Here is a 21710-nt window from a genome sequence, read left to right on the forward strand (position 1 = left end):
CACAAGACAGGAATGGTTTATGGGGGAAGAGTTGATATGATCCGGCATTTGATGGCAATTATTGCGCTGGGATTTGCAGTCCCCGCCCTTGCGGCGGCCGAAACGCCTCCGCCAATCACGATGATTAAAGTGGGCAATCTTATCGCTGATCCGGCGCAGGGCGCGACTGGACCGGCGACAATAATCGTCCAGAATGGCATGATTATCGACGTGAGCACGGGGACCAACGTCCCCTCTGCGCCGGAAGATCATGTCACCATTATCGATATGTCTGATAAAACCGTGATGCCCGGCCTGATTGACCTTCACGTCCACCTGACCGGTGATCCTGGAGGCGATTTCTGGAAACAGACCACCGAGCCTGACGAATGGGGCGTTGTCGTTGGCGCAAAAAATGCGCTGCTGACGGCAAAGGCCGGATTTACGACCGTGCGGGAAGCAGGCTCTTCGCAATATTCGGCATTCTCGCTTCGCAGGGGCACGGCCGAAGGCCTTGTCCCCGGCCCGCGGATTATCGCGGCGGGGCCAGCGCTGGCGATTATTGGCGGCCATGGCGACACGACCGGCTTTACCGAAGACATCAATGCGGCCCTCGCCAGCGGGTACACTTGCACAGGCGCGAACGAATGCGCGGCGAAAGTGCGAAAGGCGTCTCGCGCGGGTTCAGACATTATCAAGATTACGGCAACCGGCGGCGTATTGTCACAGCAGGGACGCGGTCTCGAAGCGCATTTCACTGATGCCGAAATGACCGCGATTGCGGATACCGCCCATTCCCTTGGCCTGAAAGTCATGGCCCATGCCCACGGTGCACGCGGGATCGAAGCAGCCGCGCGGGCCGGTATTGATACGATTGACCATGGCACATTTGCAGATGAGGCGGCGCTGAAAGCGATGAAGGACAACGGTTCTGCGCTGGTCCCTACCCTGATGGCGTTTCAGGGCGTTAGCGATGGGCTGGGCAAAGGCGTCTATACACCCGTGGTCGAAAACAAGATCCGTGCAACTTTGGACACAGTCGGCAAAGCGGTCACCATGGCAAAAAAAATGGGAGTGCGGATCGCATTTGGTACTGATGCCGGTGTCTTTGACCATGGCCGCAATGCAGAGGAATTTGCACTGATGGTCAGCCACGGCATGACCCCGCGGGAAGCGGTCGCCAGTGCCACGACCGTTGCTGCTGAAGTGTTGGGAATGGAAGGGCAAATCGGACGCATCGCCAATGGCTATTCCGCCGACCTGATTGCCTTTGACGGAAATCCGCTTGAGGATGTCACGGTGCTGGAAGAGATCGACTGGGTAATGGTGCGCGGGCGGGTGATTGATTGAGTTTGCCAATGAACGTTCGTGCTGCGAAAACTACCCGTAACAACAGCCCGAAACGCCTGGCCGAGATTGGCCGGTCCGTTACGGACAGGCTGAACGCCCATCCGAATGTGCAGTGGCTGGAAAGTCCGCACGCGCAGATTTTTGTATGCCAGAATTTTCTTGGTACCAAAGATTGCGACCTGCTTATCAACATGATTAATGACAAGGCGGTACCATCCAGCCTTTATACCGGTACCGAGCGGGAGGGCTATCGGACCAGCTACAGCTGCAATGTCGATCCGCATGACAAGGATATCCAGCGCATCGAGCAATCAATCTGCGACCTGATGGGGCTGGAGAACTCCCATAGCGAAGTCATGCAAGGGCAACGCTATGAAGTGGGGCAGCAGTTCAAGGATCACCATGACTTTTTCCACGAAAGCGAAGAATATTGGACAAAGGGTGAGGAGAATAACGGTGGGCAGCGCAGCTGGACGGCCATGGTCTATCTCAACGAGCCGGAGGAAGGCGGCGCAACCGCTTTTCCCCAACTGGAATATCAGGTCGAACCGCGCAAGGGGATGTTGCTGACCTGGAACAATATGGGGCTGGACGGGCGCCCTAACCTGAACACGCTGCACGCCGGAACGCCGGTGGTAAAAGGCACGAAATATATCATTACCAAATGGTTCCGGCTTAACCGGTGGAAGGGCTGTCGGGTTCAGTGATCAGTGCTTCTGTCCGGCGACAGGCCCAGCACTAACGCTATGCTATTTGCCTTAAGAACATATAGACCAGTTGAAATATTCGACCAACGACATCTCAGCTCGTTGCAGGCGAAACCAAGTCGTGTTAGCTCTGTTGACAATATAAAACAGGGAACCTCCATGAACAACAAGACTTTCACCTTACTCGCGGCCACCAGCCTTCTTGCCGCCGCTTCGGCCGCAAATGCCCAAAGCCTGACCATAGCCAGTTCTGCGGCCACTCAGCAGGACGCCACGCAGACAGCGGCAAGCAAGCCCGCGATGACGGAAAGCGAGAGATTAAAGGCACTGTTCGCGCAAAGCGACGAAGACAGCCTGAAGCGCAATCCGATCAGCGCGCTATTTCGCGGGGATGAGCGTTATGCCGATCAATTGGGCGACTTCATAACCGATGAATATTTTGCCGCCGAGCGCATCGCCGCCGAAAGTGAGCTTGCAGCCTTAAAGAATATTGACCGCAGCAAGCTCGGCGTGACCGACCAGATTGCCTATGACGTGTTCATGCGCGACAAGGCGCAGACGATCTCGGGTCTGTCCGACGAGATTTTGGCCCTGACCATTGTTCGCCCTCTCAACCATTTCAGTGGCTTTCATGTATTTTATCCGTCCTTTGCATCGGGCAAGGGCGCGGCCCCGTTCAAGACGGTCAAGCATTATGAAGACAATCTAAAGCGCCACGACGAGTATATCACGCTCATAGACCGCTCGGTGGGCCGGTTCCGTCAGGGCATGGACAGCGGTGTCGTCGAGACAAAACTCACTATCGGCAATGTGATTGAACAGCTTGCCACGCAAATCGGGCTTGGCCTTGAAAATAGCCCCTTCATGGCACCGACAAAGGCGTTTCCGGACGATTTCAGCGATGCCGATAAAACCCGCCTGACCGCAGAATATGCGGACATGACGAAAAAGATTTTCGCAACCTATCAGACGCTCCACGATTTTCTGAAAAACGAATATCTGCTTGTGACACGGGACGGTGTCGGCCTGTCCTCCATGAAGGGCGGCGACGTGCTGTACAAGCATCTGATCGAGGATACGACGACGCTGCCCTTGGAGGCAGATTATATCCACGAGCTTGGCCTTAGCGAAGTCGCACGGATCAAGACCGAGATGGAGGCGATCAAGAACGAAGTGGGCTTCACGGGCACCTTGTCAGAGTTTTTCACCCATTTACGCACCGATCCCCAATTTGACCCGGAATCGCGTGAAGCGCTGACCCAAAGCTATTATGATCTGGGTAAAGAGGTCGACAAGGTCATCGCCACGCAGTTCAAGATACTGCCGAAATCCCCGCTGGAAATCCGTCCCTATCCCGAAGCGATCGAAAAGTTTCAGGCTGGTGGTTCCTATGAAAGCGGGACGCCCGACGGTTCGCGCCCCGGGGTGTTCTATTTCAACGCCTATGACCTGCCCTCACGCAACACCTATGGCATAACCACACTCTATCTGCACGAAGGCGCACCGGGCCACCATTTCCAGATTTCACTGGCACAGGAAAATGAAGACCTGCCCAGTTTCATGCGTTTTGGCGGTAACACCGCCTTTGTCGAGGGCTGGGCGCTATATGCTGAAAAACTGGGCTTCCCGATGGGCCTGTTCGACGATCCCTATCAGCGCTTCGGTCATCTGGATGACGAAATGCTCCGCGCCATGCGGCTGGTGGTGGATACCGGTCTGCACAGCAAGGGTTGGACCCGTGAGCAATCGATCCAGTATATGCTCGACAATTCCAGCATGGGCGAAACCGATGCCACCGCCGAGGTGGAGCGCTATATCGCCATCCCTTCACAGGCGCTGGCCTATAAAATAGGTGCCTTAACCATCCAGCGGTTAAAGGATAAAGCGCAGAAAAGCCTCGGCGACAAGTTCGATCCGCGCGAATTTCATCACCAGATACTCGGCACTGGCGCGTTGCCGATGACGGTGCTGGAAAAGAAAATCGACGATTGGATCGCCACACAGGCTTAAGACTGCCTGTTTTTTATCCTGCGAGAATTACCCATGGTTTTGGGGTAGTAACCCGGATCAGGGGTAATTCTTGTTGGTGACTGGAATATATCGTCAGATGGCCAATTACCTCAACTCGTTCGCTTTTCGGGGCGGAATAGCTATTAAAAGCTGACTGTCAGGCATATTTATGGATGGATATGGAACCAAAAAGCGAAACAGGTGTTTTCCTTGGGCGCTCCCTTGCCGTTAACACTTTTTTAACTTTTTAGTTTAATAAAGGTTAACGGTATCAAACTGAGTGGGGCAAACTTAATTTGACTGGTTCATAATATAATATGACATATGCTTATTCCCCCGAAGCAACTCTGTCTGAGATAGAATTCTCTGTATTGAGATCGCTCAATGATGTTTGGCCCTCACCTGTTACCATGACCCCCTCTACGGTCGTATCAAACGGTAATGGCGGCGAACCTGCGCATTTTGTTGATGTCATTCAAACATTAAGCGACAATGGCATGGTCCTGTATGAGGCATTTCTGACCGGACAGTCCTCTGGCCCCCGTTTTCTGGATATGGTGATAACGGCTCGCGGGAAAGCTGCGCTGAACGAAGCGGATGTCGGCGCCTGACGGTTTGGACAAGTGACAAAGATTAAGCGGAAAAGTTAACAGCTTTCTGTTTAACAACGCTTTCCGAAGCGGAGTCAGTAACGGCGGCGACAACCGCAGCTGCCAATCCGGTTACATGTCTCAACACAGCCATTTCACTGTCGCCCAATTCCCTGGCTTCATCGGCGGCGCAAGCAACCGTACCAATGATTGCGCCATCGCCGCTGCGAAGCGGCATTGATGCGTAAAGTCCAAGCGATTGTGTCATCGCACGGCGCGGGCAACCCAGTTGCGTTATATCAATATCCGGGTGATTTGCGGCCCATTCCGGATCGCATGAGACAACCGAATGTCGATCGGCAAGGGCACTGGAACCTGCATCATCATTGTCTCTGTTATACACGGTGATCATAACCACGGGAGTCGCAAGCAGCCCCGCCGCCAGTCGAGCGAGCAGTTCCAAATCCTGTTCAACTGAAATAACTTTGTTCATGCGCGGATGAGTGCCTTTGTTTCCAAATTGGCTTAGGGCTGAAATCTAAACAAATTATTAACCATAGATGAACGCATCTTTAGCGAAAACTATTTGAGTCCCGCAATAAGTAAATGTATCTTCGCGTAAACTATATGAAATCTAAGTATTTTTGCTTCCCATTCCATTCTGCCGGTACAACCTATATGCTAGATTTATGATCAATCAGTTACTTAAACCGGCTTTGGTGATACTCGATTCGCTGATCTCTTTTGATACCACCTCCCGCAACAGCAATCTGGAGCTTATTAGCTGGGTTGAGGATTATCTGTCCCAATACGGGATCAGCGCCGCGCGCGTTAGCAATGCGGACGGGTCCAAGGCCAATCTTTATGCCACCATCGGCCCGAATATACCGGGCGGCATCATCCTGTCGGGCCATAGCGATGTCGTGCCTGTGGACGGGCAAAACTGGTCCAGCGATCCGTTCACGGTGACAGAACGTGATGGCCTGCTGCACGGGCGCGGGACGTGCGATATGAAGGGCTTTATCGCCCTTGCCCTCGCTGCGGTCCCCATGCTGAAAGACGGCAAGCGCCCGGTCCATCTGGCGATCAGCTATGACGAGGAAATTGGCTGTCTGGGCGCACCTGCGATGATCGAGGAAATTGCCGCCACGCTCCCGAAACCGGCATTGGCGATTGTCGGTGAGCCAACCATGATGAAACCCGTGAATGGGCATAAGGGCATTAGTGTGCACGAGGTCGAAGTGCTGGGCCACGAAGCGCATAGCAGCCTGACGCATCTTGGCATTTCCGCCAATATGATTGCGATTGAACTGATGCATGATCTTGCCGAACTGGCGCGTGACCTGTGGGACAAGGCCGATCCTGGCTCCCCGTTCATACCGCCCCATGCAACGCTGACCATTGGCAAGATGGAAGGCGGCACGGCGGCGAATATATTGGCGCGGCGCGCCTGGTTCATTTTCGATTTGCGTTGCCCGCCTGATGTGGATCCGGATGTCATCCTGAAACCGTTCAAGGAAAAAGCGGCAGCGATTGACGCGCAGCTTAAAGATGCTTTTCCAGATACGGGAGTCCGCGTGGAGCAGCTTTCCAACGCTCCGCCGCTCGGCCAGTCCGGTTCCGCCGAGGCGGAGGCGTTTGTCCGCAAGCTGACGGGAGACAACGTGCCAGCCGGGGTCGTATCCTACGCGGCCGAAGCGGGTCAATTCCGGCAAGCGGGTTTCCCCACCATCATCTGCGGCCCCGGATCGATTGAACAAGCGCACCAGCCGGACGAATATCTCAGCCTGGACCAATTTTCCCGCGGCGCTGATTTCATGCTGCGACTGGCCGAGGAATTAAAGCAGCCCTAAGCCGGGATGCTCAAACAAAGCTTCATAGCTGTCCGCCAGCGACAGCCTGATCCCCATATTCTCCAGTATCGAACGGATTTCCCGATGATAGATGGCGTGATTGCCATCTTCCTCATGCAATCCTTCCTCCGAAAAGACATGCTTGGCGACAAGCATGACATGGAGGCTGCTCCTGATATCAGGCGCAAGCAAGGCACGTTTCGGTGCAGCGAATCGGTTTTGAGCTGGTGCCATTCCGCCATAGATGATGGCTTCGCGTTACAGGTTGAAGACAAGCCGCTTCATTTACGTTACGGAATAAGCGAACTTCCGGAAGAGGTGCAGAAAACTGGCTTTTTGGCGGGAATTAGGCTATTATAGCAAGTATGCCAGCCGTTAAAGCCGCCCGTCCTACAGATATTTTTACGCCCGATAATTGGGCGCGGTTGACCGCTGTTTCCAAGTGGCGCGGTCCGCTGATGATCGCCCATGCGTGGATCGTTATTATAGCCTCTATCGGTGTGGCAGTATGGACGGCCCATCCGCTGGCGTGGATCGCGGCCATCATTCTGGTCGGCAGCAGGCAGCTTGGCCTTGCCATCCTGATGCATGACGGCGCGCATGGCCTGCTCCACCCGCGGCGCAAGGTGAACAATTTCCTTGCCCAATGGGCGAGCGGCATTTTTGTCGGCAGCGACTTGCAATCCTATCGCGCCTATCACCTGATCCATCACCGCTATACGCAGCAACCAGAAGACCCGGACCTCAGGCTGTCAAAGCCCTTCCCGACCAGCAAGGCGAGCATGGCACGCAAAATATTGCGCGACCTGACCGGTCTGACCTTTCTGAAACAGCGCGGCGCGCAACTGGTTACGATGCTGTCGGCTGCGCGACTTATCATCATGAGCGGCGGCAAAGTCCTTTCCGGTTATGACAGCAAGGCTGGCCGACCGGAAGCGGGGCTGGCGGGTGAAACGGTCGATCCGGCAAAACAGAGCGTGGCGCAAACATTATTCATCGGCAAAGTCACCGCGCAGTTCATTCTGGCCCAGCTTCTCTTGCTGGCGCTCTCTTATCTTAGCGGTTTTGGCGCCCTGCCCTTCCTGATCTGGTTCATCGCACTGGCGACGACATTCCAGCTATTCCTGCGCATCCGCAATATTGCGGAACATGCCTGCACCACCACGGGCAGCGAAGATCCGTTCACGCACGCGCGCACGACCTATGCAAACTGGCTGGAACGCGCCACGGTGGCGCCCTATTGGGTCAATTACCATAGCGAGCATCACCTGTTCATGGGCATTCCGTGCTATAACCTACCCAAAGCAAACGCGCTTCTGGTTGCAAAGGGAATGGACCAGCGGATGACGATAGCGGGCGGATATTGGTCCGTGCTGAAACAAGTAACCAGCCTGCCTGCCACAGTTAGCGCCTGATACGCGGATTGATACCTGGCTATCCGCCTGATCCAATGGCCGGGCCCTTTAGTGCACCGGCTTCATACCCGACTTGATCTCATCCAGAGCAGCTTCCAATCTCGTGACTTTCTCCATCAATAGAAAGTCCATTTTTTCATGGAGGCGGATAATGTCAATTTCCGCGCGCAGGTTCACTTCGTAATCATGAGCGGCGGCCATACGGTCTTTACCCGATGCCCGGTTCTGGCTCATCATTATAATCGGCGCCTGAATTGCCGCCAGCGTGGAGAGCAGTAGATTAAGAAAAATAAACGGGTAAGGGTCAAATACCTGGTTGAACTTCCCAAGAATTTCGGTGTTTAAAACCATCCAGCCCAGCAGCACCAGAATGAATATGGTGATAAACCCCCAAGACCCCCCTATTTCCGCAACACGGTCAGACAGGCGGTCGCCAAAGCTCTCTTCCTTATCCGCCCGCTCTACAAGATCTTCACTTACAATGGTTCGCTGGTGGATACTTTCCAATACATTAAGCTCGTCCGCGCTCAGTTCATTCAGCGATTTGCCCAAAAGGTCTCCCGCAAGCTCGCCAACATTTCTCCGCTCTTTCATCATGGCCTCCACATAACCTATGTCCGGTTGAGCAGTTTATGGCCGTCTTGAAAAGATGTTAGAGCAGGATGCTGTTAAACGAGTATGTGCCTATCCGTGAATGAAGCGATGGGCCATGCGGTCTTTTTTTGCCGTTGCCGGATCAAACACCTCGCCGTTCATCGCAATATATACGCCGGGCGGCAGGGTCTGTGTCGCTGCCAAGGCAAAGCCGATGTTAAATTCGGCATCGCTATTGCGCAGCGTCGCCGGTTGCATCGACCCGGTCAGCACGATCGTTTTTCCGGGAATATCGCAAAGTTTCTGCGCTGTCTCCACCATCGTATCCGTGCCGTGCGTTACCAGCACCTTGCTTGCATCGCACCCGGCCACAGCGTCATGGATTACCTGCCGGTCAGCATCGGTAAGGTCCAGACTGTCCTTACGCATCAACTGCCGCACCCGGTGCGGGACGTGGACATTATTTTCCGCCAGTATGTCGGGCAGCGCCGTCGGCCCGATCTGATATTCCGACAATGCGTCGAAATAGACCTTGTCGATCGTGCCGCCCGTGGTGAAAATTTCAATCAAGCCAGCGCCTCCGCAATCAGCTTGCGGGTGTTTTCAATGCCGTAAAGCGCGATAAAGCTACCCATGCGCGGTCCTTGGTGGCTGCCCAGCAACGTCTCGTAAAGCGCCTTGAACCAGTCACGCAGATTGTCAAAGCCGCCTTCCTTGCCGATCGTATAGACAATCGTCTGGATATCTTCCGCTTCTGCGCCATCCGGCAAAGCGGCGAGTTCGCTGTCGAGCCGTTCCAGCGCCGCAACTTCCACTCCTTCGGGTTTACGACGGTGCAGTGTGGGCGCGACAAAATCCTTGTGATAGGCCATCGCGTTGCCGATCAACTCATCCAGATCAGGGTATTTCTCTGGCGTTGCATCGGGTGCATATTGGCGCAAATAGCCCCAGATCTGATCCCGGTCGGCATCGCCCATCACCCCGACAAGGTTTAGCAGCAATCCGAATGTCACCGGAATCGTGTCGGTGGGCACATCGCCATTATGGACATGGTGCACTGCATTGCCGAGCCGCTTGTCCGGTGTCTGCTCATGCCAGTTGGCGCGAAACTGGAAATATTCATCCACGGCTTTCGGGATCACGCCCATGTGAAGCTGTTTCGCGGATTTGGGTTCGCGGTAAATATAGAAAGCCAGGCTGTTTTCCGAGCCATAGCGAAGCCATTCCTCGATGCTCAGGCCATTGCCTTTGGATTTAGAGATTTTCTCTCCCTTGGCGTCGAGGAACAGTTCGTAAATCAGACCTTCCGGTTTACGTGCGCCCAGTGTTTTGGCGATTTTCCCGGAGACAATGCCGCTATCGGTCAAATCCTTGCCATACATTTCATAATCGACGCCCAAAGCGGTCCAGCGCATCGCCCAGTCCACTTTCCATTGCAGCTTGGCTCTGCCGGACAATATATTTTGCTCGATCATGTCGCCGTCATCTTCAAACCGCACTATGCCAGCTTCCGCGTCGATCACCTCGACCGGAACTTGCAGGACATGCCCGCTTTTCGGGCTGATCGGCAGCACCGGTGAATAGGTCGCTTGCCGTTCCTTGCCCAATGTCGGCAACATGATGTCCATGATCTGGTCATAGCACTGAAGCACCAGCTTCAATGTCGGGTCAAACCTGCCGGACGTATATTGGTCGGTTGAAGACATGAATTCATAATCGAAACCGAACCGGTCCAGAAATTCGCGCAGCATCGCATTGTTATGCGCCGCGAAACTTTCATATTTACCGAACGGGTCCGGCACTTGGGTCAGCGGCTTGTTCAGGTGCTCTGCCAACATATCCTGATGCGGAACATTGGTCGGCACTTTGCGGAACCCGTCCATATCATCGGAAAAGGCGATCAAACGGGTCGGATAGCCGGTCAGCGTCTCATAAGCATGGCGGACCATGGTGGTGCGCAGCACTTCGTTAAACGTGCCGATATGCGGCAGTCCGGAAGGACCATAGCCGGTTTCAAACAACATGGGCAGAATTTCACCATCAGGCCCGGTCTTGGGCGCAGCGGCACCGCGCTCTCCGCGATAGCGTTTGAGCAATTTGCGGGCTTCTTCAAAAGGCCATGCTTTGGATTGCTCTGCTGCTTCACGATAATCGGTCACGATTTGATAGTCCTGATAAATGATGATTGTTTGATGGTTGCGTAATTTCAGGGCGATAATATTGCCTGAACCTGCGCTAATAGTAGCATTAGCATCTATAGCAAGCTAACACAGCACAAAAGCGGGAGATTTTAAATGGGTGCATTGATTGCAGGAGTATTACTCTGGAGCATTGTTCATTTGAATAAATCCGTTGCTCCGGATTTTCAAAAAACACTTCAGGACAAGCTGGGCAAGGGTCCGCACAGGGGCTTGGCCGCATTGCTCATCATCGTCTCTGTGGCACTGATGATCTATGGCTGGCGCACGGCGGAACCTGCGTTCGTTTATGATCCCCCAAGCTGGGGCCGGCATCTCAATATGTTGCTGATGGTCTTTGTAATCCTGCTCTTCGGGGCTTCGCACGGCAAATCGCAGATCAGGCAATGGGTGCGCCATCCCATGCTGACCGGCCTTTTGGTTTGGGCTATCGGTCATTTGCTGGCCAATGGCGACAGCCGGTCCCTGATATTGTTCGGCGGGCTTGGCCTTTGGGCGCTGATCTCGATTTTCACCGTATCACGTAACGAAGGCGGCTGGGTAAAGCCGACCGAAACCGCGAGTGTAGGCCGGGAGATATTGGGCTTGGTTATCGCGCTGGTCCTGTATGGCGTCCTGTTCATGACGCACCGATATTATACAGGTATCCCGCTTGTGGGTGCGTAATATTTTTGAGTATAAGTTAACCCCTTGACCCAATCCCTCCTCCCCTATCCCGCGCTGCATGTCAGCCATAGCGGTATCTGGCTTTGCGGCACGGATGGAGTGAGCCGCGAAATCGGCAAGGGTGAGGCGATTGGCACTGTGGCCGAAACGCCGCATATCCTGCTCAATGCGCCGCTTATGGGGCAGCGGCTGGGCTATCCAGACCTGTCAGGGCTTGACCTGCTGGAGCTTTTTGCCTTCATCCATCCCGCGCAATTTGTTGTCCCCACCCCGTCTGGCCTGGCCAAGATATTGGGGCTGGAACCGGCCACGCAGGAATCGGACATCGCGTGCTTTTACCGCACCGCCGCCGCCCATTTACTGGCCGGATTGCAAGCCGGGCACTGGCCGCAGCGCGAAGGCGCGTGGAGCAGCGCGCAGGCGCTCTACCGGCTGCGCTGGCCATGGGCGGGGGAAATATCAAAGCGCCTTGCCAAACCGGAGGAAACCGAACGCTGGCTATTCTCCAAACTGACCGAATGGGAAGAGGAAACACCGCGCCCCGCCCCCCGCACGGTGACGATGGACGAATGCGAAACCCTGGACCAGCTAAGCGCACTGACCGGCGCCGGGGCCGAGGAACGCGCCGGACAGAAAAGCTATGCCGCCGCTGTAGCAAACATATTCAACCCGCGCCGCGTCAAAGGCGCGCCCAATATGCTACTCGCCGAAGCGGGCACAGGTATTGGCAAGACGCTGGGCTATCTTGCGCCCGCGTCGCTTTGGTCTGAAAAAGCGGGCGGCGCGGTCTGGATTTCCACCTTTACCAAGGCTTTGCAGCGGCAACTCGACCGCGAAACCCGGCGCATTTACCCCGACGAAGAGACTTTCCGTAAAAAGGTAGTGGTGCGCAAGGGGCGGGAGAATTATCTCTGCCTGCTCAATCTGGAAGACGCATTACAGGGCGGCTTTACCGGCCGCGCCGCGATTCTCGCGCATCTGGTCGCGCGATGGGCGGCCTATTCAAAAGACGGCGATATGGTTGGCGGCGACCTGCCCGGCTGGCTGCCGACACTATTCCGCCGCAATGGTGCGACCGCACTGACCGACCGGCGCGGCGAATGTGTCTATGCGGGATGCCCCCATTACCGAAAATGCTTCATCGAGAAATCTGCCCGCGCCAGCCAGCAGGCCGATATTGTCATCGCCAATCATGCGCTGGTCATGGTCAATGCCGCCAGAGGGACTTTGGGCGGAACTTTAGGCGGTGGTGGTGATCAACAAAACGCCCCAACGCGCCTGATCTTTGACGAAGGACATCACCTGTTCGATGCTGCCGATTCGATGTTTTCCACACGCCTGTCGGGACAGGAAGGCATAGAGATCCGCCGCTGGGTCATCGGACCGGAAAGCCGTAACCGCGGACGGCGGCGGGGGCTTGCCGCCCGCCTTGCGGACCTTGCCTCTTATGACGAGGAAGGCGGACGCGCGATTGAAAGCGCTCGTCACGCTGCCGAAGCCATGCCGGGGGACGGATGGATACAGCGATTGGCCGAAAGCGAACCTTATGGCCCGGTCGAAACCTTGCTGGGCGAAGTGCGCCACATGGTCTTTGCCCGCGACGAAAGCCAGAGCGCGGATGCCGGTTACGGGCTCGAAACCGAAATCACCGCCATCGAAGGCCCGATGATCGACGCGGTTGCCAATGCCGCCGAAGCTATTGACGCTTTGCTCAAACCTTTGGTCCGGCTGGGCAAGCGGATCGAACATCTGATCGCGGAAGGCCCGGACTGGATGGATGGCCCGGCTCGCGCACGGATGGAGGGCGCGTTGTCCAGCCTTGGCTGGCGCTGCGATACATTATCGGGCTGGCTGGCGTTATTGTCGCGTATCGGCGGTCCGGCGGATCCCGATTTTGTCGACTGGATGATGATCGAACGGTTTGAAGGCCGCGAATATGATATCGGCATCTGCCGCCACTGGCTCGACCCGACCATTCCGGTCACGGAAACTGTCACCAAGCCCGCCCATGGCTTGATGGTGACATCCGCCACGCTGAAAGGCGGCGGCGACTGGGAAACGGCAAGGGCGCGCAGCGGAGCCGTGCATCTGGACCAGGCGGTGCAGGAATTTGAAGTGCCCAGCCCGTTCAACTATGCAGAGCAAGCCAAGGTCATCATAGTCACCGATGTAAAGCGCGGCGATATGGCGGCTCTTGCCGGGGCTTATGCCCAGTTAATAGAGGCATCGGGCGGCGGCACGCTGGGGCTGTTTACCGCGATTCGTCGGCTACGCACGGTCTATGCGCGGATTGCCGACCGCATGGCGCAAAACGAGCTGCCGATTTACGCGCAGCATGTCGATCCGATTGATACCGGAACGTTGGTGGATATCTTCCGCGATGATCCCAAGGCCAGCCTGCTTGGCACGGATGCGCTTCGTGACGGCGTTGATGTGCCGGGCAATAGCCTGCGTCTGGTCGTGATGGAATCGGTGCCCTGGCCGCGTCCCGACATATTGCACAAGGCCCGGCGACTGGCGGGCGGGGGCAGTGCCTATGATGACCGGCTCATCCGGTCACGTCTGGCGCAGGCATTTGGCCGGATTATCCGGCGCTCCGACGATCGTGGCCATTTTGTCATCCTGTCATCCGCTTTCCCGTCACGGCTGCTGTCCGCTTTTCCCAAGGGCACGCCGGTGGAAAGAATGACGCTGGACCGAGCGCTGGCGGAGATAAGGGCGGCAAAATCCAAAACTGCGATATCCAGTCTTCCCCCTGACATATCTTTCGGGCATGGCTCTTCCGTGAATCGCGTTTCCAAAGAAGGCAAATGACGGGGTAAATCGGGCAGTATATGAAGAAACTGACACTTTTGCGGCATGCGAAATCCAGTTGGGATGATACCGTCACGCGGGATTTTGACCGGCCGCTTAACGAAAAGGGCAAGCGCGCTGCTGCGGTGATGGGCACATTTGTCAAGCGCGGCGGCATAACCTTTGACCTGGTGCTCGCTTCTCCCGCTCAGCGTGTCATTGAAACACTCGAACATTTTGTAGCGGCCAGCGGCCTTTCCATCGAGCCGCAATGGGACCGCAAAATCTATCTGGCTTCATCCGCAACCTTGATGGATGTGCTGCGCGGAGCAGACCCGCAAGCAGAGCATATCCTGATGGTCGGTCATAATCCCGGCCTTGAAGATCTGGTCTTTGATCTGGTCCCTCATGACAGCTCATCCGAACCGCGCAGTGCGGTGGAAGTCAAATATCCCACTGCGTCATTGGCGGAACTGACATTGAATATCGACCAATGGGCCGACATCAAAGATGACTGCGCCACCTTCGACCGCTTCACTCGCCCGCGCGATCTCGATCATGAGCTTGGCCCCGATTATATTTGATATTTTGGGAAAAACTGGTGCGGTCGAGAAGACTATTCCTCTTTTTATACAATCACATAGCAACAGTAATATTACTTCACTGAAGTTCGAATAATTCTTAGCATTTCTATTAGGAATGCTTAATTCTCAATAATATGTAAAATAAGCACATCATAATGCAATTAGGTGAGCGTATAAAAGGGGAGTTACAGTGGAATCACTCGTACCAGTCATTGTAGGTGGTATAATCGGCCTTGCTGGAGGCATCGTCGGCCCTCCCCTGGCACACTGGTTGAACGAGGAGAGTAGCAATAGAAAGAAGCGTGCTGAAAAGTTGGAAGAGATGCTTAGCTGTATCTACGCTCACGATCATTGGTTAAGCGTTGTTCAAAGCATTCGCGTCTTTGGGGCACAAGACACTCAGGAACCAGCTCCCCTCCCTAAAGCAAAAGCCATTGCTGCAATTTATTTTCCTCAGTTCATCAGTAGCCTATCTGAACTGGATGCCGTTGGTAGCCATTACGAATTGTGGATGTTTAAGGCAGCAAAAAAACGACTTTCTGGTAACATCAATGGAATAGGTGAAGGACAGATCGAGGCCCGCAGACCATACAGGCAAAAGCGAGAGGAAGTGTTGGACAACCTGAGAATGTTCGCCGCCTCAGAATTTAGCACGAGTTTAGTGCCTTGGAAACGCTTCAAGAAGGCGGGATGAGGTTTTAAAAGTTTCACTACAAATCTAAGTAAATACTTAGATTTAATTCTGGTGCGGTCGAGAAGACTCGAACTTCCACGGGATATTATCCCACAGCGACCTCAACGCTGCGCGTCTACCAATTCCGCCACGACCGCACTGTCATAAAGCTGGGCCATAAGCCCTTGGTAGGCGCGTGCCCTAGCAAAGCGCGAATGGGGCCGCAATAGATATTGTGCAAAGAAGATGTTGATAGTTGTTCTTGTCAATAAACGACGCGCAGCTTGCGTTAATCGCGCGCTATATCGGCCCAGCCCACTTCGAGCTGGCTGGCAGAGCGCGGCACGTCCAGCTTTGCTTCGTTGAAATTGACTTTCGCGCCGGGAGCCAGGTTTTTGGCGGGTGCTTTCATTTTCCAGCTATAGACAATCCGGCCGCTGGCATCGCGCAGGATGACCAGCATTGGCGGCACGGATTGTTCGGTGTTGGAAGGGTTGATGATCGTCCCGCTGGCCGCAAAATATTCTGTCCCGTCCTTCAACGTCCGCCGGTCCTGTTTCGCGCTCAGCTCGATCAGCAAAGGCGTGTCGTCAACCGACGCCATTTGATAGTTCGAGAACAGGTTGGGCGTTCCGAAAGCATAAATCGCCGCGCCGGTCACGATGACCAGAAAAGCAAAGGCAATCGCGGCAATCGTCCACAATTTTGCGGGGTTACGCCGCGGCTTGAACGGGGGGGCATGCGCGAAGCTGCTTGATTCCGAAGCAAATGGAGGGGCGCCCGCACCGGATAGCGGCGGCCTTGCGGATGGGCTGGCCGAAGTCTGGGTCGATGTCTGGGCCGTTTGCTGCGGTTCTTGCCGGGATGAAGGCTGGGTCCGAAGTCCGGGCACTGGCGGCTCCCCCTGCCCCATGGCCGGACCAGCGGGGGCGGCGGGTTCCGGAGACGCCGGTTCCTGAAACCAGCTATGACGGCATGATGCGCAGCGAACCGACCGGCCAGAGGGGCCGATCGCACTGTCAGGCACGAGGTAACGTGTCTTGCAGGCCGGGCAATTCAAAATCATGACATCATTCTAAACACGCCAAAGCATGAAACTGCAAGCCTGTGCTGCCTGCTTTTGAAATCCTTTTTGGGCCGGTGGCTTTATTTCGAGTCTATAGCGCCGACTTGAACGGTCACAAACCACGCGACAGTTGATTTTTGAAGCTATAGGGTCTTATTGAATCCGCAAGATATTTTACAGTCCAACACTATCAAATGATTTGAAAAATCCTGATGAATGAAATTGTTCAATTTGAAAATGTTGGTCTGCGCTATGGAGCCGGCGCGGAGACGCTATCAGACCTTTCATTCACGCTGTTTCCGGGCAGTTTTTACTTCCTGACCGGCGCTTCCGGGGCGGGCAAGACATCGCTGCTCAAGCTGCTCTATCTTGCCCAGCGGCCCAGCCGAGGTTTGATCCGCCTGTTCGGTGAGGATGCCGTCACCATGTCACGTAATCGCCTGCCCGCATTCCGGCGGCGCATTGGTGTGGTGTTTCAGGATTTTCGCCTTGTTCCGCACCTGTCCGCTTTTGACAATATCGCCCTGCCGCTGCGCGTTGCGGGGGTAAAGGAAAAGGAACTGGCCACGCCGGTTGCCGATATGCTCGACTGGGTTGGTCTGGGTGACCGTGCGGAGGCGCGTCCCGCTACCTTGTCAGGCGGGGAGCAACAACGCGTTGCCATTGCGCGCGCCGTCATCGGCAGGCCGGAGATACTGGTCGCCGATGAACCGACCGGCAATGTCGATCCGGAAATGGCGCTGCGTCTGCTGCAACTGTTCGAAGCGCTGAACACTTTGGGCACAACTATCGTGGTTGCGACCCATGACATCCACCTTTTGAGCAAAGTGCCCGGCGCCCAGATGATGCGGCTTGAAAAAGGCGAGCTGTCCGACCCCACCGGTTCCTTGCGCAACCCCCCTTTGCCGCATGACAGAGCGTAGGTAGCCGCCCGGTGCTCAGCCTGTTCGTCATTCCGCGCCATGACCGTCGGCTCATTCCCGAGGGCCGCTTGTCGGGACCGATGCCCTGGGTCATTGCGATCATGATTTTCCTGATGGTGCTGGCAACCGGAGCGGGCCTTGCCTTTGCGGAAGCCGGGAATAATATCTCCGATCAATTGTCCAGCCGCGCCACGGTCCAGATTATCGAGGCCAATCCCGACGTTAAAGCCCGGCAAACCCGCGATGCAGCGGCGCGGCTGCGCGGGATGGATTTGGTCGATAAAGTCCGGGTTTTGCCGCCAGAAGAGATTGAAGAGCTGATCGCGCCGTGGCTGGGGCAAACTGTTGGCGAGATGGACAATGAAGGTGGCAGCGATGCTTCTTTGATGGATGATATTCCGCTGCCCTCGCTGATCGACCTCACCCTCGTGCGTTCTGCGGGGGAAAAAGAGCTTGCGGAGTTACGCGCTGCAATCCGGCCATTGGCGGCAAGCGCCCGTGTAGAACCGAGCAGCGGCCTGATCGCGCCGGTTATCGCACTGGTGCACTCTTTCCAGTGGATTGCTTTCGGGCTGGTGCTGTTGCTTGCCATCACGACGGCAGCGGCGGTGATAATCTCTGCCCGCGCCGCGCTCAACACGCATAAGGAAACCATCAGCGTCATTCATCTGCTCGGCGGCACGGACGGACAGATCAGCCGCCTGTTCCAGCGCAGGATCGCTCTCGATGCGCTGCTTGGCGGGATATTGGGCCTGATATTCGGAGCCGCGATCATAGTTTTATTGGGCGCTCAGCTTTCCGCTCTGGGCTCCGGACTGGTCCAGTCGCTCGGTCTGTCGTGGTATAGCTGGTTGATTATCAGCCTCATTCCGATATTGGGGATGATCCTTGCCATGGTGACTGCGCGAATGACAGTCATGGGCGCGTTAAAGAAAATATTATAGTCACAGTTCATGATCCTGCGCTCCATCTCTTTTCTGCTGATAATCTGGATGATCGGGTTTGCCTGGTTTGCCATAGATTTGCCGCGTCCGGCCGCAGACGATGTTCGCACGGATTCGATTGTGGTGCTGACCGGCGGGGCCAACCGCATTGATCGCGCTCTGGAACTGCTTGAGGCGAAAAAGGCCGATTACCTGTTGATTTCCGGCGTTGACCGCGACGTGAAGCCCCATGAGCTGGCCGTCGAATATAAGCGCCCCGACAGCTTGTTCGAATGTTGCATAGATTTGGGTTTCCAGTCCGTGGATACCCGTTCCAATGCCCTGGAAACGGCACGCTGGTCCGCGCGCCGGAATGACACATCTTTGCGGCTCGTCACTTCCGACTGGCATATGCGGCGGGCGATTCTGGAACTGGAACGCGCGGTGCCAACCAATATTACGATTATCCCCGATGCCGTGCCCAGCGCCCCGTCATTGGGAATATTGTTCAAAGAATATAACAAGTTTCTGATGCGACGCCTGGCCGCATTGGCGGGGGTTTAAACATGCTGGCAATGATCCGGTCGATCATCTTCATTCCGATATTCTATGGCGGATCCACGCCGATCATCATTATCGCGTTTTTACTCGCGCTATTTTCCCAATCCGCCACCCATTTCATGGCGCGGGTATGGAGCCGTTACCATTACCTGTGCGCCCGCGTCATTTTGGGTATCAAAGTCGAAATAAAGGGCGAAATCCGTAACGAACCACTGCTCTATGTCTTCAAGCATGAAAGCATGTTTGAAACGATAGACCTGCTGCGTATCTTTGAAAAACCGGTGGTTATTGCCAAGAAAGAGCTGCTCGTCATCCCGCTATGGGGATGGATTGCCAAAAGGCACGGATTGCTGGGCATAGACCGTGACGGCGGCGGCGCAGCGATGCGGCAGATTATCAAGCAGGCCAAAAAAGCCATAGCCGAAGGGCGTCCTATCGTGATTTTTGCCGAAGGTAGCCGCGCACATCATGGCGAGCGACCGGAATTGCAAACCGGTTTTGCGGGGATATACAAGCTTTTGGGCTTGCCATTGGTGCCCGTGGCGCTCGACAGTGGACTGGTCTCACCGCGCGACACGTTCGTGCAGAAAAGCGGTGTGATCACCTATGCCGTGCAGGACGAGATTGAACCGGGGCTGGAACGCGAAGAGGTGCGTTCCCGCGTCCATGCCGCGATTAACGTGCTGAACGATTAATCGCGGTATCGACCCCGGAATCAACCCCCAGAATCAACCCTGGCTTAAAAACTTCCGCATGTTGCGAGCGGCTTGCCGGATGCGCTGTTCATTCTCGACCAGCGCGAGGCGGACATAGCCCTCCCCTTCATCGCCAAAGCCGGGACCGGGAGCGACCGCAACGCCTGCTTCCGCGATCAGGCGCTTGGAAAACTCCATTGATCCGAGATGCTTGAACTGTTCCGGTATCGGGGCCCAGGCGAACATGCTTGCCTCTGGTGCAGGAATGTCCCAGCCTGCGCGGCCAAAACTTTCGACCATCACGTCCCGGCGTTTCTTATAAAGCGCCCGGTTTTCTGCGATAATATCCTGCGGGCCGTTCAGCGCAGCGGTCGCCGCCACCTGAATGGGCGTGAATGCACCATAATCCAGATAGGATTTGACCCGTGTGAGCGCACCGATCAGTTTCTGGTTACCAACCGCAAAGCCCATGCGCCAACCGGGCATGGAATAGGTTTTGGACATGCTGGTAAACTCGACAACGCAATCTTTCGCGCCCTCGACCTGTAACATCGACGGAGTCGGCACATCGCCGTAATAAATCTCGGCATAGGCCAAGTCGCTGATAACCCATAATTTATGTTCGCGGGCGAAATCGACCACCTTTTTATAGAAATCGAGATCGGCCACATAAGCGGTCGGATTGGACGGATAGCCCATGACCAGAACCGACGGTTTCGGCACGCTATAGCTCATCGCATATTCCAGCCGGGTGAAAAATTCCGGGCCGGGCGCTGCGGGGATCGAGCGGATTGCCGCCCCTGCGATAATGAAGCCGAATGTATGGATCGGGTAAGACGGGTTGGGGGCCAATACCACATCACCCGGCGCGGTAATCGCCTGTGCCAGATTGGCCAGCCCTTCCTTTGACCCCAAAGTGACGATGACTTCGCTCTCTGGATCAAGGTCCACATTAAAGCGGCGCTTGTAATAATTAGCCTGAGCCAGACGCAGGCCCTTGATCCCCTTGGACGCACTATAACGGTGCGCGGTCGGATCATTGGCAGTCTCGCACAGCTTGTCGATCACATGCTTTGCCGGTGCGCCATCGGGATTGCCCATGCCAAGGTCGATAATATCCTCACCGCGGGCGCGCGCCTCCGCCTTCATCGCGTTTACTTCAGCAAACACATAAGGCGGCAGACGTTTGATACGGTAGAATTCTTCAGACATGGTTTAATCGATTCCGGTGGTTAGTAATACGGAATCGATGCTTTGCGTAACTTTGGTAGAAATGTCGAGTGATTCAGGATAAATTATTAGTTGATCTTGATTTAACTGCCATCTTTTCCCGTTAACCCTGAGCTTGTCGAAGGGTGTTTTCAGGTCAAGCGGGCATCCCGCCACTAAACGTCCTTCAACAGGCTCAGGACTAGCGGTTTATTTCCAAAGGACCAGCGTCACTATTTCGCCAAAATCCCCGACATAATCAGTTCCACTGTCTGTTCCCGATAGGAATCGCGCATTTGCTCGTCAAAGTCATCGCGGCCATAGCAATATTTCCAGACCAGCTTTCCGGTGAAAAAGCGGTCCGCCGCTCCGGTCACGGCGGAATAGAACAGGTCCGAATCAAGTTCGCGGAACACGCCTGTTTTGATCCCGTCACCGACAAATATGCTATAGGCTTCCGACAAGGGTTTCAGATATTTCGTGGCAATATCTCGCGCGCCCTCGGGGGGCAGGTCGCGGATCAGACGCATGGTCAGCCGATGGAGATAGGGATATTTGTGATAGGTATCGATCACCGCACCGATATGACGGCGCAGCTTGTCTTCGGGCGGCATGTTCTTGGCAATTAACAGGCCCACATCCTCGACAATCTTGGTCATGTCGCGCTCAAGAATTGCTTCCAGCAAGCCGTCTTTATTGCCGAAATAATATTTGACCAGCGCGCTGTTCAGTCCCGATCGGACGGAAAGTTCACTGAACGATATGTCTATCGTGTCGCCTTCCCGCATAATCATGCTGGCGGTTTCGATCAATTTGCTGCGTGCGCTTGCGGCGCTATCCGCATCACTATTCTTACCGGTTCGATTGTCAGCGCTCATTTAATGTCCTTTGAATCAATGGGCCTTTACCATTTCCCGAACC

General features: G+C 55.2%; 22 protein-coding genes and 1 tRNA gene. 14 read left to right on the plus strand and 9 right to left on the minus strand.

Translation table 11 applies throughout. From position 1 onward, the window contains the following. Positions 1-36 precede the first annotated feature (36 nt). From VIN76_RS09750 to VIN76_RS09765, 4 genes are all read left to right on the plus strand, one after another. Positions 37-1329, plus strand: a complete 1293-nt coding sequence (locus VIN76_RS09750; RefSeq protein ID WP_332041652.1) for an amidohydrolase family protein — start codon at positions 37-39, stop codon at positions 1327-1329. 8 nt (positions 1330-1337) lie between these two features. Next, positions 1338-2036: a 2OG-Fe(II) oxygenase gene (locus VIN76_RS09755; protein WP_332041653.1), complete on the plus strand. Its 699-nt coding sequence runs from the start codon at positions 1338-1340 to the stop codon at positions 2034-2036. A gap of 159 nt (positions 2037-2195) precedes the next feature. Next, on the plus strand, positions 2196-4046 hold the full coding sequence (locus VIN76_RS09760) for a DUF885 domain-containing protein (RefSeq protein ID WP_332041654.1): 1851 nt from the start codon (positions 2196-2198) through the stop codon (positions 4044-4046). 317 nt (positions 4047-4363) lie between these two features. Further along, on the plus strand, positions 4364-4657 hold the full coding sequence (locus VIN76_RS09765; protein WP_332041655.1) for a hypothetical protein: 294 nt from the start codon (positions 4364-4366) through the stop codon (positions 4655-4657). 22 nt (positions 4658-4679) lie between these two features. Here VIN76_RS09765 and VIN76_RS09770 read toward each other — a convergent pair whose 3' ends face one another. Further along, positions 4680-5129 carry a GAF domain-containing protein gene (locus tag VIN76_RS09770; RefSeq protein ID WP_332041656.1) on the minus strand — a complete coding sequence of 150 codons (450 nt, stop codon included), beginning with the start codon at positions 5127-5129 and terminating at the stop codon, positions 4680-4682. A 196-nt stretch (positions 5130-5325) separates the two neighbouring features. On the opposite strand from VIN76_RS09770, the gene argE reads away from it, so the two are divergent. Next, positions 5326-6489 (plus strand): acetylornithine deacetylase, encoded by a 1164-nt coding sequence (argE, locus tag VIN76_RS09775; protein WP_332041657.1) that lies wholly within the window; start codon positions 5326-5328, stop codon positions 6487-6489. Here the strand turns inward: argE and VIN76_RS09780 are convergent. Further along, complete coding sequence (locus VIN76_RS09780) at positions 6475-6723, minus strand: hypothetical protein (RefSeq protein WP_332041658.1); 249 nt, start codon at positions 6721-6723, stop codon at positions 6475-6477. The two genes, argE and VIN76_RS09780, sit on opposite strands and share 15 nt — an antisense overlap. Positions 6724-6854: 131 nt before the next feature. Between VIN76_RS09780 and VIN76_RS09785 the strand changes: the two genes are divergently transcribed. Beyond that, positions 6855-7904 (plus strand): fatty acid desaturase family protein, encoded by a 1050-nt coding sequence (locus tag VIN76_RS09785; RefSeq protein WP_332041659.1) that lies wholly within the window; start codon positions 6855-6857, stop codon positions 7902-7904. A gap of 48 nt (positions 7905-7952) precedes the next feature. On the opposite strand, the gene VIN76_RS09790 is transcribed toward VIN76_RS09785, so the two are convergent. From VIN76_RS09790 to VIN76_RS09800, 3 genes are all read right to left on the minus strand, one after another. Beyond that, complete coding sequence (locus VIN76_RS09790; protein WP_414696332.1) at positions 7953-8501, minus strand: DUF1003 domain-containing protein; 549 nt, start codon at positions 8499-8501, stop codon at positions 7953-7955. Positions 8502-8588: 87 nt separating this feature from the next. After that, a complete protein-coding gene (locus tag VIN76_RS09795) occupies positions 8589-9068 on the minus strand; it encodes an asparaginase domain-containing protein (RefSeq protein WP_332041660.1) in 480 nt (159 codons plus the stop codon). Next, positions 9065-10657 carry a lysine--tRNA ligase gene (locus VIN76_RS09800; protein WP_414696333.1) on the minus strand — a complete coding sequence of 531 codons (1593 nt, stop codon included), beginning with the start codon at positions 10655-10657 and terminating at the stop codon, positions 9065-9067. Before VIN76_RS09800 ends, VIN76_RS09795 begins: the two co-directional genes overlap by 4 nt. A gap of 135 nt (positions 10658-10792) precedes the next feature. Here VIN76_RS09800 and VIN76_RS09805 point away from each other — a divergent pair, with 135 nt between their 5' ends. The 4 genes from VIN76_RS09805 to VIN76_RS09820 all read left to right on the plus strand — a co-directional run bounded on the left by VIN76_RS09805 (position 10793) and on the right by VIN76_RS09820 (position 15433). Next, entirely contained in the window at positions 10793-11362 is a 570-nt protein-coding gene (locus tag VIN76_RS09805) for an NnrU family protein (protein WP_332041661.1), read from the plus strand. Between the two features lie 24 nt (positions 11363-11386). Continuing rightward, positions 11387-14176, plus strand: a complete 2790-nt coding sequence (locus VIN76_RS09810; RefSeq protein WP_332041662.1) for an ATP-dependent DNA helicase — start codon at positions 11387-11389, stop codon at positions 14174-14176. A 20-nt stretch (positions 14177-14196) separates the two neighbouring features. Then, positions 14197-14739 (plus strand): SixA phosphatase family protein, encoded by a 543-nt coding sequence (locus tag VIN76_RS09815; RefSeq protein ID WP_332041663.1) that lies wholly within the window; start codon positions 14197-14199, stop codon positions 14737-14739. A gap of 190 nt (positions 14740-14929) precedes the next feature. Continuing rightward, the gene (locus VIN76_RS09820; RefSeq protein ID WP_332041664.1) at positions 14930-15433 is read left to right on the plus strand and encodes a hypothetical protein; all 504 of its coding nucleotides are present in this window, start codon (positions 14930-14932) and stop codon (positions 15431-15433) included. Positions 15434-15482: 49 nt separating this feature from the next. Here the strand turns inward: VIN76_RS09820 and VIN76_RS09825 are convergent. Both VIN76_RS09825 and VIN76_RS09830 read right to left on the minus strand, forming a co-directional pair. Further along, a tRNA-Leu gene (locus VIN76_RS09825) sits at positions 15483-15570 on the minus strand. 131 nt (positions 15571-15701) lie between these two features. Next, on the minus strand, positions 15702-16478 hold the full coding sequence (locus tag VIN76_RS09830; RefSeq protein ID WP_332041665.1) for a zinc-ribbon domain-containing protein: 777 nt from the start codon (positions 16476-16478) through the stop codon (positions 15702-15704). Positions 16479-16690: 212 nt separating this feature from the next. On the opposite strand from VIN76_RS09830, the gene ftsE reads away from it, so the two are divergent. Genes ftsE through VIN76_RS09850 form a run of 4 tightly spaced genes read left to right on the plus strand, consistent with a single transcriptional unit; the run spans position 16691 to position 19580 of the window. After that, complete coding sequence (gene ftsE / locus VIN76_RS09835) at positions 16691-17401, plus strand: cell division ATP-binding protein FtsE (protein ID WP_332041666.1); 711 nt, start codon at positions 16691-16693, stop codon at positions 17399-17401. A gap of 11 nt (positions 17402-17412) precedes the next feature. Beyond that, entirely contained in the window at positions 17413-18345 is a 933-nt protein-coding gene (locus VIN76_RS09840; protein WP_332041667.1) for a cell division protein FtsX, read from the plus strand. 9 nt (positions 18346-18354) lie between these two features. Then, entirely contained in the window at positions 18355-18888 is a 534-nt protein-coding gene (locus tag VIN76_RS09845) for a YdcF family protein (protein ID WP_332041668.1), read from the plus strand. Positions 18889-18890: 2 nt separating this feature from the next. After that, complete coding sequence (locus VIN76_RS09850; RefSeq protein WP_332041669.1) at positions 18891-19580, plus strand: lysophospholipid acyltransferase family protein; 690 nt, start codon at positions 18891-18893, stop codon at positions 19578-19580. Positions 19581-19613: 33 nt separating this feature from the next. Here the strand turns inward: VIN76_RS09850 and VIN76_RS09855 are convergent, their stop codons facing one another. After that, positions 19614-20792: an LL-diaminopimelate aminotransferase gene (locus VIN76_RS09855; RefSeq protein ID WP_332041670.1), complete on the minus strand. Its 1179-nt coding sequence runs from the start codon at positions 20790-20792 to the stop codon at positions 19614-19616. Between the two features lie 230 nt (positions 20793-21022). Next, on the minus strand, positions 21023-21667 hold the full coding sequence (locus VIN76_RS09860; RefSeq protein WP_332041671.1) for a TetR family transcriptional regulator: 645 nt from the start codon (positions 21665-21667) through the stop codon (positions 21023-21025). Positions 21668-21710 lie beyond the last annotated feature (43 nt).

The organism is Parasphingorhabdus sp. (genome assembly GCF_036568145.1).
Taxonomy (GTDB): domain Bacteria; phylum Pseudomonadota; class Alphaproteobacteria; order Sphingomonadales; family Sphingomonadaceae; genus Parasphingorhabdus.